Source organism: Pseudomonas sp. 210_17 TE3656 (assembly GCF_054821965.1).
The window spans coordinates 1,771,543-1,786,550 of the sequence record NZ_JBTRBC010000001.1; the positions used below are offsets into that span (position 1 = coordinate 1,771,543).

General features: G+C 61.2%; 14 protein-coding genes and 2 pseudogenes. 5 read left to right on the plus strand and 11 right to left on the minus strand.

All coding sequences use genetic code 11. From position 1 onward, the window contains the following. Positions 1-32 precede the first annotated feature (32 nt). Together ACVI9W_RS08430 and ACVI9W_RS08435 are read right to left on the minus strand one after the other, a co-directional pair. On the minus strand, positions 33-566 hold the full coding sequence (locus tag ACVI9W_RS08430) for a methyl-accepting chemotaxis protein (RefSeq protein WP_371262010.1): 534 nt from the start codon (positions 564-566) through the stop codon (positions 33-35). Between the two features lie 12 nt (positions 567-578). Beyond that, positions 579-1,349, minus strand: a pseudogene (locus ACVI9W_RS08435) (PAS domain-containing protein); the annotation flags it as partial. A 178-nt stretch (positions 1,350-1,527) separates the two neighbouring features. Between ACVI9W_RS08435 and ACVI9W_RS08440 the strand changes: the two are divergent. Next, positions 1,528-2,745, plus strand: a complete 1,218-nt coding sequence (locus tag ACVI9W_RS08440; RefSeq protein WP_461529734.1) for a glycosyltransferase family 4 protein — start codon at positions 1,528-1,530, stop codon at positions 2,743-2,745. Here the strand turns inward: ACVI9W_RS08440 and ACVI9W_RS08445 are convergent. The 3 genes from ACVI9W_RS08445 to ACVI9W_RS08455 form a co-directional block, all read right to left on the minus strand. Continuing rightward, complete coding sequence (locus ACVI9W_RS08445) at positions 2,714-3,817, minus strand: NADH:flavin oxidoreductase (RefSeq protein WP_461529735.1); 1,104 nt, start codon at positions 3,815-3,817, stop codon at positions 2,714-2,716. The genes ACVI9W_RS08440 and ACVI9W_RS08445 overlap by 32 nt on opposite strands. Before the next feature lie 155 nt (positions 3,818-3,972). Beyond that, positions 3,973-4,455, minus strand: coding sequence for a glutathione peroxidase (locus ACVI9W_RS08450; protein ID WP_038614663.1), 483 nt, complete (start codon positions 4,453-4,455; stop codon positions 3,973-3,975). A gap of 154 nt (positions 4,456-4,609) precedes the next feature. Beyond that, positions 4,610-5,095: an FKBP-type peptidyl-prolyl cis-trans isomerase gene (locus ACVI9W_RS08455; protein WP_128322723.1), complete on the minus strand. Its 486-nt coding sequence runs from the start codon at positions 5,093-5,095 to the stop codon at positions 4,610-4,612. On the opposite strand from ACVI9W_RS08455, the pseudogene ACVI9W_RS08460 reads away from it, so the two are divergent. The 4 genes and pseudogenes from ACVI9W_RS08460 to ACVI9W_RS08475 all read left to right on the plus strand — a co-directional run. After that, positions 5,064-5,183, plus strand: a pseudogene (locus tag ACVI9W_RS08460) (DUF3565 domain-containing protein); the annotation flags it as partial. The gene ACVI9W_RS08455 and the pseudogene ACVI9W_RS08460 overlap by 32 nt on opposite strands. A gap of 114 nt (positions 5,184-5,297) precedes the next feature. Then, positions 5,298-7,394, plus strand: coding sequence for a phosphate acetyltransferase (gene pta / locus ACVI9W_RS08465; RefSeq protein ID WP_422421839.1), 2,097 nt, complete (start codon positions 5,298-5,300; stop codon positions 7,392-7,394). A 2-nt stretch (positions 7,395-7,396) separates the two neighbouring features. After that, positions 7,397-8,299: an acyltransferase gene (locus ACVI9W_RS08470; RefSeq protein WP_461529736.1), complete on the plus strand. Its 903-nt coding sequence runs from the start codon at positions 7,397-7,399 to the stop codon at positions 8,297-8,299. Between the two features lie 153 nt (positions 8,300-8,452). Continuing rightward, entirely contained in the window at positions 8,453-9,037 is a 585-nt protein-coding gene (locus ACVI9W_RS08475) for a hypothetical protein (RefSeq protein ID WP_461529737.1), read from the plus strand. A 70-nt stretch (positions 9,038-9,107) separates the two neighbouring features. Here the strand turns inward: ACVI9W_RS08475 and ACVI9W_RS08480 are convergent, their stop codons facing one another. The 6 genes from ACVI9W_RS08480 to ACVI9W_RS08505 all read right to left on the minus strand — a co-directional run bounded on the left by ACVI9W_RS08480 (position 9,108) and on the right by ACVI9W_RS08505 (position 14,784). Continuing rightward, positions 9,108-9,803: an OmpA family protein gene (locus tag ACVI9W_RS08480; protein WP_038614670.1), complete on the minus strand. Its 696-nt coding sequence runs from the start codon at positions 9,801-9,803 to the stop codon at positions 9,108-9,110. Between the two features lie 96 nt (positions 9,804-9,899). Then, complete coding sequence (locus ACVI9W_RS08485) at positions 9,900-10,544, minus strand: MBL fold metallo-hydrolase (RefSeq protein WP_461529738.1); 645 nt, start codon at positions 10,542-10,544, stop codon at positions 9,900-9,902. Between the two features lie 112 nt (positions 10,545-10,656). Further along, entirely contained in the window at positions 10,657-11,406 is a 750-nt protein-coding gene (locus ACVI9W_RS08490; protein ID WP_461529739.1) for a hypothetical protein, read from the minus strand. A 91-nt stretch (positions 11,407-11,497) separates the two neighbouring features. Next, positions 11,498-13,207: a DUF5666 domain-containing protein gene (locus tag ACVI9W_RS08495; RefSeq protein WP_461529740.1), complete on the minus strand. Its 1,710-nt coding sequence runs from the start codon at positions 13,205-13,207 to the stop codon at positions 11,498-11,500. Beyond that, positions 13,204-14,040, minus strand: coding sequence for a DUF6502 family protein (locus tag ACVI9W_RS08500; protein WP_461529741.1), 837 nt, complete (start codon positions 14,038-14,040; stop codon positions 13,204-13,206). Before ACVI9W_RS08500 ends, ACVI9W_RS08495 begins: the two co-directional genes overlap by 4 nt. Before the next feature lie 9 nt (positions 14,041-14,049). Continuing rightward, positions 14,050-14,784: a hypothetical protein gene (locus ACVI9W_RS08505; protein ID WP_461529742.1), complete on the minus strand. Its 735-nt coding sequence runs from the start codon at positions 14,782-14,784 to the stop codon at positions 14,050-14,052. Positions 14,785-15,008 lie beyond the last annotated feature (224 nt).

Sequence of the window (15,008 nt, forward strand, 5' to 3'; positions counted from 1 at the left end):
CCCACCGAGAGTGTTTCCACCCTCTGCGGCTATCAGCTACCCAACTTGCTGGAGAACTGCCCCACGGCATTGACCACTTTCTTCGCCCCGTCCTGGATTTCGACGATCACCGTGCCAGTCTGTCCGGCCAGGGTCAGGCCCTGTTCGGCCTGACGCTTGCTGCTGTCGATAATATCCACAGCGGCCTTGGCCAGTTGTTCGTTCTGCTGCACCACGCGGGCGATTTCCTCGGTGGCGGTGCTGGTACGCGAGGCCAGCTGGCGAACTTCGTCGGCAACCACGGCAAACCCACGGCCCTGCTCACCGGCACGGGCCGCTTCAATAGCGGCGTTCAGGGCCAGCAGGTTGGTCTGGCCGGCAATGTCGCTGATGGTCTTGATGATCGAACCAATCACCTGCGACTGCTTGTCCAGCGCCTCGATGCCGTTGGCCGCCTCCTGCATGGAAGTCTCCAGGCCGCGCATCACCTCCACGGTCTGGGTAACCACTGCCGTGGCGCTGCGTGCGCTGCTGTCGGTTTCCAGCGAGGTGCTGTAGGCAATATCCGCAGCCTCGGCCACGGCCATTTCCTGATTGACCTGATCGGTAATCACGGTGGCGAACTTGACCACTTTGTAGAGCACGTCATGGGCGTCGATGATCGGGTTGTAGGAGGCCTCCAGCCACACCACACGACCATGGGCATCCACCCGTTTGAAGCGCGCAGCAACAAATTCCCCACGGCGCAGCTGGTCCCAGAACGCCTGGTAGGTCGGGGAGTTGTACTCCTCCGGATCGCAGAACAGACGGTGGTGCTTGCCGACGACCTGCTCCAGGCGATATCCCATGGTCTGCAGGAAGCGATCGTTGGCGGCCAGCACTTCACCCTGCAGGTTGAACTCGATCACTGCGGTGGAACGCATCAGCGCCTTGATCAGGCTTTCATGTTCACGCGAGGTTTCGATGGTGCGGGTCAGGTCGCTGGAGTGCAGGGTGAAGTATTTCAGGCGCCCTTCGCTGCTCTTGACCGGCTGCAGAATCGAGCGCAACCAAGCTTCTTCGCCATTGCCACGGAGCAGTCGAAACGCCCCGTTGAGATGCTCACCCCGGGTGATGGCAGTCTTCATGCGCTGGTAGAAATCCAGCTGTTTGACGTGGACCGGCACGATCTCTTCGATATTGCGCCCGATCAGTTGATGGCTGCTGTACAGCATCTCCTTTTCGAAGTTGCTGTTGACCGATTCGACCCGCCCCTGGGGGTCGAGCTGCAATACCAGCATCTCGCTGTCCAGGCTGCTCTTGACCTGCTCCATGGACAGCAGCTCTTCGCGCAGACGGAGGTTTTCTTGTTTCAGTTTGCTGTTGAACATCAACGCTCTCCTGGAGCGGAATCAATCATTCGAATGCTTCTGCATCGGCTGATTGTCAGACATTCTTGAGCGCATCCCTGGGAAATATTTTTCATCCAGAGACGCCGTAAATCGGGCGTCACAAATCAGTCACGAATGCGTCACAGCAGCGCAATCGCAGGCGCTGAAACTGCTGTTCATGAGCGCACCCACCCTGCATGTCACGCTGATCAGCGATACCTTCCCACCCGAGATCAATGGCGTGGCCAATACCCTTGGCCGCTTGAACGAAGGCTTGCTCCAGCGTGGCCATCGGGTAGAACTGGTGCGCCCGCGTCAGGCTGGCTATCCGCTGGGTGCCGGTAATCAATGGCAGCTGCTGTGCCGCGGCTGGCCGTTGCCCGGCTATCCGGGATTGCAGTGGGGGCAGGTGTCGATGCACAAGCTGATCCGCCGCTGGCGCCGGCAGCGCCCGGATGTGCTGTACATCGCCACCGAAGGGCCGTTGGGCTTGAGTGCGCTGCGGGCAGCACGCAGATTGGGCATTGCCGTGGTCAGCGGCTTTCACACCAACTTTCATCAGTACGCCAGCGACTACGGCTTCGGGCTGCTGGCACGGATGCTCACGCATTACCTGCGCTGGTTTCATCGACGTACGCACACTACGCTGGTGCCCAGCGTCAGCCAGCGCCTTGAACTGCAACGGCGCGGGTTCGACAACCTGACACTGCTGGGCCACGGCGTTGACAGTCAACTGTTCAACCCGGGTAGACGAAGCCAGACGCTACGGGAACAGTGGGGGCTGGAAAATGATGATATCGCCCTGCTGCATGTCGGACGCCTGGCGCCGGAAAAGAACCTCGGCGTGCTCCAGCAATGCCTGCAGGCTGCACGACAAAATTATCCACAGCGGCGGATCAAGTTGATCGTGGTCGGCGACGGCCCGCAGCGCAGCGCACTCCAGCAACAGTTACCTGACGCCCTGTTCTGCGGTGCGCAACGAGGTGAAGCGTTGGCCGAACACTACGCCTCGGGAGACATTTTCCTGTTCCCCAGCCTGACCGAAACCTTCGGCAGTGTAGTGCTCGAAGCACTGGCCTCAGGGCTGGGCGTGGTGGCCTACGATCAAGCCGCCGCAGCCCAGCACATCCGCCACGGTCACAGCGGGGCACTGGCCATGCCAGGCGACCAGGACGCGTTTATCGACGCCTGCAACTGGCTGGTGGAAGACGCCGAAGCGCTGCGGCGGGTACGCCTGAATGCTCGTCAACACGCCAGCCGCCAAGGCTGGCCAGCGATTGTCGAGCAGTTCGAAAGCCACCTGCTGGATGCCTGCCGCCAGGGCCAGAGCAACATCGCGCGCCTGCCCCCGGCAGCCCTGACGATCAAACCAGAGTCGTCAACGCCTCGCGGCTGAACGGCAGGATGTCCTGTTCCCGGCCATCGCGAACCTTGGCCGCCCAATCCGCATCGACCAACAGCGCGCGGCCCACAGCCACCAGATCGAACTCATCATTGTTCAGGCGCGTCAGCAGGTTCTCCAGGCTGGCCGGCTGCGCCACCTTGTCGGTGGCAACCATGAACTGCAGGAACTCCCCGTCCAGGCCGACGCTACCGACGGTGATGGTCGGCTTGCCGGTGAGCTGACGGGTCCAGCCGGCCAGGTTCAGTTCGGAGCCTTCGAACTCTGGCTCCCAGAAGCGTCGGGTGGAGCAGTGGAAGATATCCACACCCGCTTCGGCCAGCGGCTGCAGGAACGCGCCCAGCGCCTCGGCGCTTTCCACCAGGCGAGCGCTGTAATCCTGCTGCTTCCACTGTGAGAAGCGGAAGATGATCGGGAAATCCGGGCCGACGGCGGCGCGCACAGCCTGGATCAGCTCAATGGCAAAACGCGAGCGTCCGGCCAGATCGCCACCGTATTCGTCAGTACGCTGGTTGCTGGCCGCCCAGAAGAACTGATCGATCAGGTAACCGTGGGCACCGTGGATCTCCACCCCATCCATACCGATGGCCTGAGCATCGCGGGCTGCCTGGGCGAAGGCTTCGATCACCTCACGAATATCGTCGCGGCTCATGCCGTGGACCGCCACCTGGCCATCCTTGACCTTCTCGCTGGGACCATAGCCCGGCACGCTGGCGTCCGGCTCGGTGCCCAGGCGGCGCACGCTGCCGACATGCCAGAGTTGCGGAACGATGCGTCCGCCTTCGGCATGCACGGCATCGACGACCTTTTTCCAGCCGGCCAAGGCGTCTTCGCCATGGAAGCGCGGTACGTTCGGATAGCCGTTGGCGGCCTTGTGATCGACTGTGGTGCCTTCGGTGATGATCAGGCCGACACCTGCGGCGGCACGACGACGGTAGTACTCGACGACCTTGGCATGCGGTACGCCGCCAGGACAGAAGGTCCGGGTCATCGGTGCCATGACCACACGGCTTGGCAGCTCAAGGGTACCCAGTTGAAAAGGGGTGAACAGTGCGGTGGCGGACATGCGGCGCTCCAGGGAAGTAGGAATGCGCCTGAGGATAGGGTGAGCCGTTAGCGTGGCCCAGTACTATTGATTTGAGTGATTTAACAGCATCGCGGGGCAAGCCCACTCCCACCAGGGTCACCCTGTGGGAGCGGGCTTGCCCCGCGATAGATCCATCAAGCCAGTGCTTTTTCGATCGCCGTCACCACGGTCGAATCATCCGGCGCAGTACGTGGCGAGAAGCGCGCCAGCACCCGGCCATCCTTGCCGACCAGAAACTTCTCGAAGTTCCAGGTGATGTCGCCAGGAAACTCCGCGCCTTCCCCGGCCAGCAAGCGATACAGCTGATGACGCTCGGCGCCGTTGACCTCCAGCTTGCTACTGAGCGGGAAGCTCACACCGTAGTTCAGGCTGCAGAACTGCTGGATTTCATCTTCAGTGCCCGGCTCCTGCCCGGCAAACTGATTGCACGGCAGGCCCAGAACACTGAAACCTTTGCCTTTGTACTGCTGATACAGATTTTCCAGTGCCGCGTATTGCGGGGTCAGGCCACACTTGGAGGCGACATTGACCACCAGCACCACCTGGCCCTTGAACGGCGCCAGAGGCAACTCCTGGCCATTCAGCGCCTGCAACTTCAGGTCGTGAAATGCACTCATGACGTATTCCCTCTCCAGATCCCGGTTGCCGCTGCGGGCTGCAATCAGTTACACCAGCCCATTAAAAAGGCGCCCTGCCAAGCCGTCCTCCCCTACTGGAATGCGACGGTCTTGCCCGGGCGCCTTCGCGACTCTCTGAGCTTAGCGCAGAAAATCAGTGGTGATGGCCACCTTCGCCATGGACGTGGCCATGGGCTACTTCTTCTTCGCTGGCGTCACGGATGTTGACGACCTTGACCTTGAAGTTCAGGCGCTGACCGGCCAGCGGGTGGTTGCCGTCGACAGTCACGTCGTCGCCGTCCAGATCGCGGATGGTCACGATCTGCATCTGGCCATCAGGCGCGGAAGCGTGGAACTGCATGCCCACTTCCAGCTGATCGACGCCTTCGAACATGCTGCGGTTCAGGGTGCTGACCAGTTCGGCCAGGTATTCGCCGTAAGCGTCTTCCGGCTCGATGGCAACTTCCAGCTCGTCGCCGGCAGCTTTGCCTTCCAGGGCTTTTTCCAGGCCTGGAATGATGTTGCCTGCGCCATGCAGGTAGACCAGCGGAGCGCCGCCGGCGGAGCTGTCGATGACCTCACCAGCGTCGTTGGTCAGGGTATAGTCGATGGAGACAGCCTTGTTGGCGGCGATCAGCATGGGGCGAGACCTTTTGCATAAGAATGTAGAGCCCATAAGTGTAACCAACGCATCGCCTGAAAGCGAACGCAACCCGGACAAACGGGGCAGTTTGCCAGCCTGCCCGATACCGGCTTTTGCCTGTGGCGGATGCGCTCGGGGTGCCGATAGCGATACCCTTGGCAATTGATTCTTTTTGCACAGCTCATTTCGAGAAGCTCGCATGCAGACATTTTTCATCGCGCCGACCGACTTTGGTGTCGGCCTGACCTCCATCAGCCTCGGCCTGGTGCGCACCCTTGAGCGCGCCGGGCTGAAAGTCGGCTTCTTCAAGCCGATTGCCCAGCCGCACCCCGGCGATACCGGCCCCGAGCGCTCCACCGAGCTGATCGCCCGCACCCATGGCCTCAAGCCGCCCAAACCGTTGAGCCTGGCGCATGTCGAGCGCATGCTCGGCGATGGCCAGCTCGATGAGCTGCTCGAAGAAATCATCACCCTGTACCAGCAAGCGTGCATCGGCAAGGACGTGGTGGTTGTCGAAGGCATGGTCCCGACCCGTCACGCCAGCTATGCCGCCCGGGTCAACCTGCATCTGGCCAAGAGCCTGGATGCCGAGGTGATCCTGGTTTCGGCCCCGGAAAACGAAGTGCTCACCGAGCTCTCCGGCCGGGTCGAGTTGCAGGCCCAGCTGTTCGGCGGCCCGAAAGACCCGAAAGTGCTCGGGGTGATCCTCAACAAGGTGCGCACCGACGAGAGCATGAGCGTGTTCGCCGAACGCCTGAAAGAACACTCGCCATTGCTGCGCGGCGATGATTTCCGCCTGCTCGGCTGTATTCCCTATCAGGCCGACCTCAACGCCCCACGAACTCGCGATGTGGCCGAGCTGCTCGGTGCCCAGGTGCTCAACGCCGGTGATTACGAACAGCGGCGGATGAACAAGATCATCATCTGTGCCCGTACCGTGGCCAATACCGTGCCGCTGCTCAAGCCCGGCACCCTGGTGGTAACCCCGGGCGACCGCGACGACATCATCCTTGCCGTGAGTCTGGCGGCGATTAACGGCGTACCGTTGGCCGGGCTGTTGCTGACCAGCGACAGCAAGCCTGACCCGCGCATTCTCGAACTGTGCCAAGGCGCGCTGCTGGCCGGCTTGCCAATCCTGTCGGTGAGCACCGGTTCCTACGACACCGCCAACCAGTTGAACCAGCTGAACAAGGAAATTCCGGTGGATGACCGCGAACGCGCGGAAATCATCACCGACTTCGTCGCCAGCTACCTGGATGCCGACTGGCTGCACCAGCGCTGCGGCACACCGCGCGAGCTGCGCCTGTCGCCAGCCGTGTTCCGCTATCAGTTGATCCAGCGTGCCCAGCAAGCCAACAAGCGCATTGTCCTGCCTGAAGGCGCCGAGCCGATGACCGTGCAGGCCGCCGCCATCTGCCAGGCCCGCGGCATCGCCCGTTGTGTGCTGCTGGCCAAGCCCGACGACGTTCAGGCCGTCGCCCGCGCTCAGGGCATCACCTTGCCCGAAGGCCTGGAGATTCTTGATCCGGACCTGATCCGCGAACGTTATGTCGAGCCGATGGTCAGCCTGCGCAAGAGCAAGAGCCTCAACGCCCCCATGGCCGAACAGCAACTGGAAGACCCGGTGGTGATCGGCACCATGATGCTGGCCCTGGACGAGGTCGATGGCCTGGTCTCCGGTCTGGTTCACTCCACTGCCAACACCATCCGCCCGGCCCTGCAGCTGATCAAGACCGCGCCGGGCTGCAGCCTGGTGTCGTCGGTGTTCTTCATGCTGTTTCCCGAACAGGTACTGGTGTACGGCGACTGCGTGATGAACCCGCACCCTACCGCCAGCGAACTGGCGGAAATCGCGCTGCAAAGTGCCGACTCCGCCGAAGCCTTCGGCATTGCCCCACGGGTGGCGATGATCAGCTATTCCAGCGGCGACTCGGCCAGTGGCGAAGAGGTGGAGAAAGTCCGCGAAGCCACCCTGCTGGCCCAGGAAAGCCAACGCAGCCTGCAGATCGACGGCCCGTTGCAGTACGACACCGCCGCTAACCTGGAGATTGCCCGGGAACTGGCACCCAACAGCCAGGTGGCAGGGCGCGCAACCGTCTATGTCTTCCCCGACCTGAACACCGGCAACACCACCCACAAGGCAGTGCAACGCAGCGCTGATTGCGTGAGCCTCGGGCCAATGCTGCAAGGCCTGCGCAAACCGGTCAACGATCTGCCGCGCGGCGCCCAGGTCGACGACATCGTCTACACCATTGCCCTGACCGCGATTCAGGCCAACCGCTCACTGGATAGCTGAACATGCTCGGATTGCTACCCGCGCCACTGCGCGGGGTAATTGCCTCGCTGCTGCTGGGGCTCAACACCATTGTCTGCTGCACTCCGTTGTTCATCGTCAGCCTGCTCAAGCTGTGCCTGCCGTTCGCGGCGGCGCAGCGGGTCACCGATGAATGGATGCGCCATATCCACGAAGCCTGGATCAGCAACAACAACGCCTGGATCAACCTGCTGGGCAAGGCGCGCTGGCAGGTCGAAGGCCTGGCTGGGCTGGATTACCAGCACAGCTACCTGATCACCAGCAATCACCAGAGCTGGGTCGATATCCTGGTGTTGCAGTATGTGCTCAACCGCCGCATCCGCCCGTTGAAGTTCTTCCTCAAGCAGGTGCTGATCTGGGTACCGGTGATCGGCCTGGCCTGGTGGGCGCTGGGCTTTCCGTTCATGAAACGCTACTCCAAGGCGTACCTGGCCAAGCACCCGGAAAAAGCCGGTAAAGACCTGGAAACCACCCGTCGCACCTGTGCAAAGTTTCGCGGCAAGCCCACGGCCATCTTCAACTTCGCCGAAGGCACGCGCTTCACCCCGGCCAAGCATCGCCAGCAGCAGTCACCCTACAAGCACCTGCTTAAACCCAAAGCCGGGGGCATTGCCTTTGTACTGGATGCCATGGGCGAGCAATTGCAGTCGATCGTCAACGTCACCCTTCACTACCCGGCGGGGGCGCCAGGGTTCTGGGATTTGCTCTGCGGGCGGGTGAAGCACATCGTTGTGCACCTGGAAGAACTGGCGATTCCCGAAGAATTTCTGGGCAAGAACTACGACCAGGATGAAGCCTATCGCCTGGCTTTCCAGCAATGGATCAACCAGTTGTGGCGGGACAAGGATGCCCTGCTCGAGCATCTTGAACACAACACACCGGCCTGATCGATGCAAAAACTCTACCCAAGGGGAAACTTTCTTCTCCTTGGGACTGAGTCAGATCAACAGAAAATCACCTAGCGCCCCCCGAATCCCCCGCCAGCATCTATGCTCTTCCCCACGATGTTTCTCATCAGTCATCACACGGAATGAATGCCTATGAAACCGCTGCGCACCCTGACCCACGCCATCGCCCTTGCTTCGCTCATGACTGCAGCCAGTTTCTCGGTACAGGCGCAAGACATTCTGATCGGAGGCACCGCCATTGAAGACGATGTAGTCACCAAAGTCCTCGCCATTGATATGGAAAAGCGCTTGGTTACCGTCGCCGGCCCCAATGACAGCCAGGTACCGATCCAGCTTTCCGAACAGGCCAAGGCCCTTGGTAACCTGAAGGTCGGCGATCAGGTCAACGTACATGTCACCCGTTCGGTGGCGACCGTGCTCGATACCACCGTCGGCGGTGAACCCGGTGCCAGCAAGGAAGCCGGCGTGATCCGTGCCACCAAAGACAACCCAACCCCGGGTGGCGAAGCGTTCCGCCAGATCAAGATCACCTCGAAGATCACCAAGATTGACCTGAAAACACACGAAGTCACCCTGCTGCCGCCAGAAGGCCCGGTGAAGGTGGTGAAGGTTGAAGATCCAGAGCTGCAGAAGAAGATGGATAAACTAAAGGAAGGCCAGACGGTTGATTTGATCTACACCGATGTGCTGAAAATCACTACCAGCCACGAAGGCTGAGCCTACCGGTTGTAACCGACAAAAAAAGGGGAGCCAGCTGGCTCCCCTTTTTACATCGGTCTGTCGAAACTTACTGGTACTGCTGACCTGGAATCGGCTTGAGGTTGACCTCTACCCGACGGTTCTGCGCACGGCCGTTGGCATCGGCGTTGCTGGCAATCGGTTGATCCGGGCCCTGACCACGGGCGCTCACACGGCTGGCATCGACGCCCTGGGAGGTCAGGTAAGAGACCACCGACTGTGCACGACGCTGCGACAGGTCCATGTTGTGCTGACGGCTGCCGGTGCTGTCGGTGTAGCCGACCACTTCAATGGTGTTCTGGTTGTACTGTTTGAAAGAGTTGGCCAGGTTGTTCAGCGGCGAGTAGAAGCTTGGAGCGATGTTCGCCGAGTCGGTGGCGAAGGTGATGTTGCCCGGCATGATCAGCTTGATCTGGTCACCCTCACGCTGAACTTCGACACCGGTGTTGGCCATGCTCGCACGCAGGGCGGCTTCCTGTTTGTCGGCGTAGTAGCCGTAACCGGCAGCAGCGGCACCAACGGCGGCGGCACCGATCAGTGCGCCTTTGCCACGGTTGTCGTGATCGATGGCCGCACCGGCAATGGCACCGGCCAGCGCACCCAGACCGCCGTACTTGGCGGTTTTGCTCATCCCGGTGGAGCCTTGTTGCGCCTGGCCCTGGCTGTCGTACGGGCTCTGGCCCGCACAACCGGTCATCAGGGCGGCAACGGTAGCGACGATAGTCAAACGACGCATGGTGAACATGGACAAGCTCCTACTGTAATTCGAAAGTGCAGGCAGACCGATTGCGGTTCTGTGCCAGCCTTGGATTGTAAAAAAGCAAAATAATTCCCTGAAATCTCAGGCACGCACAAAGGGGTTCTGGCGCATCTCATCGCCCAGACGGGTATCCGGGCCATGCCCGGTGACCACGGTGGCGTCCTCATCCAGGCTGTACAGGCGCTGTTTGATCGAACGCACGATGGTCGCTTGATCACCGCCCCACAAATCAGTGCGACCAATGCCACGACGGAACAGGGTATCACCGGCGATCAGCAGCTTGGCATCGGCAAACCAGAAGCTCATCGAGCCCGGCGTGTGCCCCGGCGTGTGCAACGCCACCCCGCAGCCACAGGCCAGTTCTTCGTCATCGGCCAGCCAGCGGTCTGGCGAGGGCACAGGCGTGTAAGGCACGCCGAACATCTGGCATTGCATTTCCAGGTTGTCCCAGAGGAACTGATCGTCCTTGTGCAGGTGCAACGTGGCACCGGTCTTTTCCTTCAGTTGCCCGGAGGCCAGGAAATGATCCAGGTGTGCATGAGTGTGGATGATGCTCACCACCTTCAGGCCATGCGCGTCCAGGCGGGCGAGGATCTGCTCATGGTTACCACCCGGATCGACAACGATGGCCTTTTTGCTGATCGGGTCGCCGATGATGGTGCAATTGCACTGCAACGGACCGACGGGGAAGGTTTCGCGGATGAGCGAGGATTTTCCGGGTTCCATGGAGGTTCCTTGACGATTGATGGCCCATTCTGGCGCAACAGGTAAACGTGGGCGAGCATAGTACGACGAGCGAACTGACGCAGATCAATGTGGATCCTTACTTTGCATTCGATCAAAACGAGTGAAAGACCATCAGCCCACCCTCGGCATCCGGGCTGGCGTCGGAAAAGCCCTTGACCGCGTACAGCTGGACCTTCCATTGCTGGTTGAGCTTATGGGTGACAAACAGCGTGAGCTCCTGGATTTGCGATCCCGTGGAGACAACTTTCTGCCGCCAATCGTAGGACGCACCTGCCGTGGTACGCACTGCCACAGGGGTAGCAAAGCCAAGGCTGGCAAATATCGGGTCATCGAAATCGCTATCGGGCGGATCGCCGAACTTTTTCCAGCCCAGGGTAGCGAAACCGGTCACCGGGCCAAACGTCCTGGCGACGTCGACCTGGGCGGAATAGTCGGTTTCGCCGGTGCCCAAGCACTGATCTTCGTCCGCGGTGGGAAATTTGACCTTACCGATCAGGTCCACCAATACGCCGCCCTCACTGCCGTCTAGCAACGCATAACCTGCGCTGGCGACCGTATCGCCCAGGCCGCTTTCCACATCCCGGCAGCCACCGGGTAATGGATCGCCATCCGGCCCGACTTCAGGGTTGGTGATGCGCAGCCAGGGCACGGTGACCTTGTAGGTCATGGGGCCGGTTTCGTACTTGCCTACCACTGGCACATACCAGATTTCCGAGGTGGTCTCGGTGCCATAGTCGCCGCTTGAGTAATCGAGGCCAATGGCCGTGCTAAAAGTGTCGGCCACGGCCGGTACGCAGATGCTGGCAAGCAGGCCGGTAAACAGAGTAAGCGTGGGTCTCATCTTCACCTCAAGGTCTCGGAGGCAAACGCTGTCGGACTTTCCCAGCCTAGTTGTTTATTCGCGGGATGCAGGTTGGCCTCACGGCTTGAGGCTAACGACCGGATCGTTCCGGGCGTTCTACCTTCTCGGTCTTCTCAACCTTCTCAGGCTTTTCCACTTTCTCGGCCTTCTCCACTTTTTCAGGCCTTTCGACTTTTTCGACCTTCTCTACTTTTTCAGGCCGTTCGACTTTCTCGACCTTCTCCACTTTTTCAGGCCGTTCGACTTTCTCGACCTTCTCTACTTTTTCAGGCCGTTCGACTTTCTCGACCTTCTCTACTTTTTCAGGTCGTTCGACTTTCTCGACCTTCTCCACTTTTTCAGGCCGTTCGACTTTTTCGGCCTTCTCCACCTTTTCAGGCTTTTCGACTTTCTCGGCCTTTTCTACTTTCTCTGGCCGTTCGTCTTTCTCTACTTTCTCGACCTTGTCGGGCCGCCCGCTGTTGTCCTCTTTCTCGGGTTGCTCGACTTTCTCAACGTGTGCCGATTTGCCTGAGTTATCCACAGCCTCAGACTTCCCGCTATCTTCACGACCGCCACCGTGGCTCTCGTCGCTGCGCACCTCACCACCGTGACCGCTGTTGTCGTCGCTGGAGCTACCTGAGGTGTGCTCACGCGGTTCACTGTCATTGTGCGAGCCACTCTTGCGTCCTGAATGGTCCCTGCCAGAGGTATCGACGCGCTCGCTGTGGAGTTCGACCCGGGTCGCCCGCACCTCTCGTGCCCCACTGAGCACCCCGCTTACCCGTACGCGTTGATCCAGTGCCAGCCTGGAAGGCTGCTCGCCGACAACCACCGTGTCGCGCGCCACCGTCACATTGAAGCCGCCGACCACCAGGCGCTGATCTTGCCGGCCTTGCACCAGGCCCTCGATCACCACCTCGCGTACCCGGCCGGCGAATGGCAGGCTCGGGTCAGGCCGGCTCTGGGCGACTTCCAACTGGCGACCGGACCACTGACCACGGACAAGCACCTCCTGCGCAGGCGCCACCCGGCTCCCCAGTTTCAAGCCCTGCAGACTACCACTGCGATCGATCGCGCCGATGGCACTGGCCTGCTTGAGGTCCGGTGCCCGCTCGATGCGGCTGGCCACCACCTCACCACTGGCGTTGCGTAGCCCGCTGACCCTGACCGGTTCGCCCGGGCGTAGCCCCGTGGCAACCCGCGCATCCTTGGCCAGATGCACCGGTTGGCCCATGACCCGCAGTGGCGACGCAGCATTCGCCAGCGCTGTCAGTGGCCCTTCATAGACGTTCAGGATCGCGATACGCCCAGCCTCCAGGCCTCGCTTGCTAGGGTAAGACTCCACGGCAACCACTTGCCCGATTGCCAGATGGTCGCTGCTGGCGGCGACGCCGTTCTCGCTCACGGGGACGTCTTTGCCGAAATGCACTTCCATGCCATTGACGCAGATCGAGGCAAACCCGGTGATGGTGCCGACGATACCGGTGCCACCGGTACCGCCCGGCGCCCTGATCGGCGCTCCCGTACCGCCGGTTCCACCGGGCCGCTGCTGGATCGGCGCACCACTACCACCAACCCCGCCATTGTCGCTCTGGATACCGGTGCCACCCATGCCGCCCGGCCGCGCCCCGGTACCACCGATACCACCCGGAAACTGCAGGCCCGCAGCGTCGGTCATGCCGATTTCATCGCGACTGACACACACCGGTGCTGCGTTCCCCCATGAGGGAACCCCCAGGTTCAACACAAAACCCAGGACCAGGGCGACAGCATGAAAGCGGCGCAGTGGCGAGATCATGGAGGAGGCGCCGTCGGCGAATTAGGCTCAGTGTAGAAATACAGCCCGATGGTGATGCGCTGGCGTGGATCGAGGCTCGATAGATCGCCGTTTTCCAGGTCGGCGGCCAGCCGACTGAAACCGAGCAAGGTCTGCATCCCCTCACTGGCTACCGTTTCACGCAGCACTTCGACGCTGGCTGGGCTCAGTGCGTCGTAGTGCACGCTGCGTTCGAAGAAAGGCTGCCCTTGCGCGGTCAGGTTGTGCACCGCCGCGCTGGCATGGTCGTGCAGGTTATGGGCAAGGTAGGCGGCTTTTTCGTCAAAGCCCTTCTGCGGCACAAATGCCTGGGCCTCGAGGTGCACACAATCCTGTTCATCAAGCCGCACCACACCAAGGCGCAACCATTCGTCGAGCACTACCCGGGCGCGGATGTCCGTGCTGACCTGCGCCACCAGCGCGTCAAAGGAGACATCACCGCCAACACTTGCCAGTCGCGGCAGCGGTAGCGCTTGGCCAGCCGCCTTGCAGAACGGCTGGTTGCTGGTCCAGGCATTAACCAGCTGCGCGCCCAGGGTGATGTTCTCCGGCAATGCCATGCTCGCCGTGTCGTCCTCCGTGCGCAGGCGCCTGACGTCCTTGCGATGGACCCCGGTAAGCAGGCTGATGCGGCTGTCGCTCGGCGCTTTGTCGGCCAGACGAAACTCTCGATCAGCAACATCGACGAATACCTCCTTGAGCAAATCGGCGAACACCGTATAGGTGACGCCTTTGCGAAGCATCAGGCGTACCAGGGGACGCATGACCCGTCGCAAAGCGCTCAACAACGCAGGAGGGAGTGTGGGCGAGTGCATTGCAGTCAATCAGCTCCTGCTGTTGTCGTCACCTGGTTCGCCGCCGACGTGATTGCCGCGGTCATCACCCGGTTCGCCCCCCACATGATTACCACGGTCATCACCAGGCTCACCGCCAACATGATTGCCATGGTCGTCGCCAGGTTCGCCGCCAACATGATGACCATGGTCATCGCCGGGCTCACCGCCCACATGATTGCCATGGTCATCGCCGGGCTCACCACCGACATGATTGCCATGATCATCGCCAGGCTCTGAATGGTTACTGCTGCGCCCGGAGTTCGAGTTGCCGGCCTGGCCCGTGCCGGCGTCGCCATCGCTGCTGCCGCTATGACCGCTGCCACTGCTGCTGCCACTGCCGTTGCCAGCATGGCCACCACCATTGCCGCTTCCACCATGGCCGCCTGAACCTCCGCTTCCACCGCCGTGACCGCCACCGTTGCCGCCGCCATGACCACCGCCACCGCCTCCGTGACCGCCGCCACCGCCACCGCCGTGGCCACCGCCACCTCCACCATGGCCTCCGCCACCGCCGCCACCGCCGTGACCACCTCCGCCTCCACCGTGGCCGCCACCGCCACCGCCACCGCCGCCGTGACCACCGCCACCACCACCGCCACCATCTTTGGCGTAGGCACTGGAACTCTGGGTAATCGAATCGGGGATCACAACGAGGGAGGCCGACAGCACGCCTCCGATGGCCAGCGCCAGTAGAGCCTTCTTGAACAGCCGATGAGTCTGCATCTTCCGTCTCCTGGTCATTACCGTGAGAAACGCAATATCAAGCCGGAAATCGTTGGGTATTCTTGTACTTTTTATCTTGTGGGAAATTTTCCCACATGAAAAAACTAGACCCCTTCACCCAGGGATTCAAGCGACACAGTGGAAAGCCGACCAGTGGAAGATATTTCGCGGGGCAAGCCCGCTCCCACCGGTTCGGTGTATCCCCGGTGGGAGCGGGCTTGCCC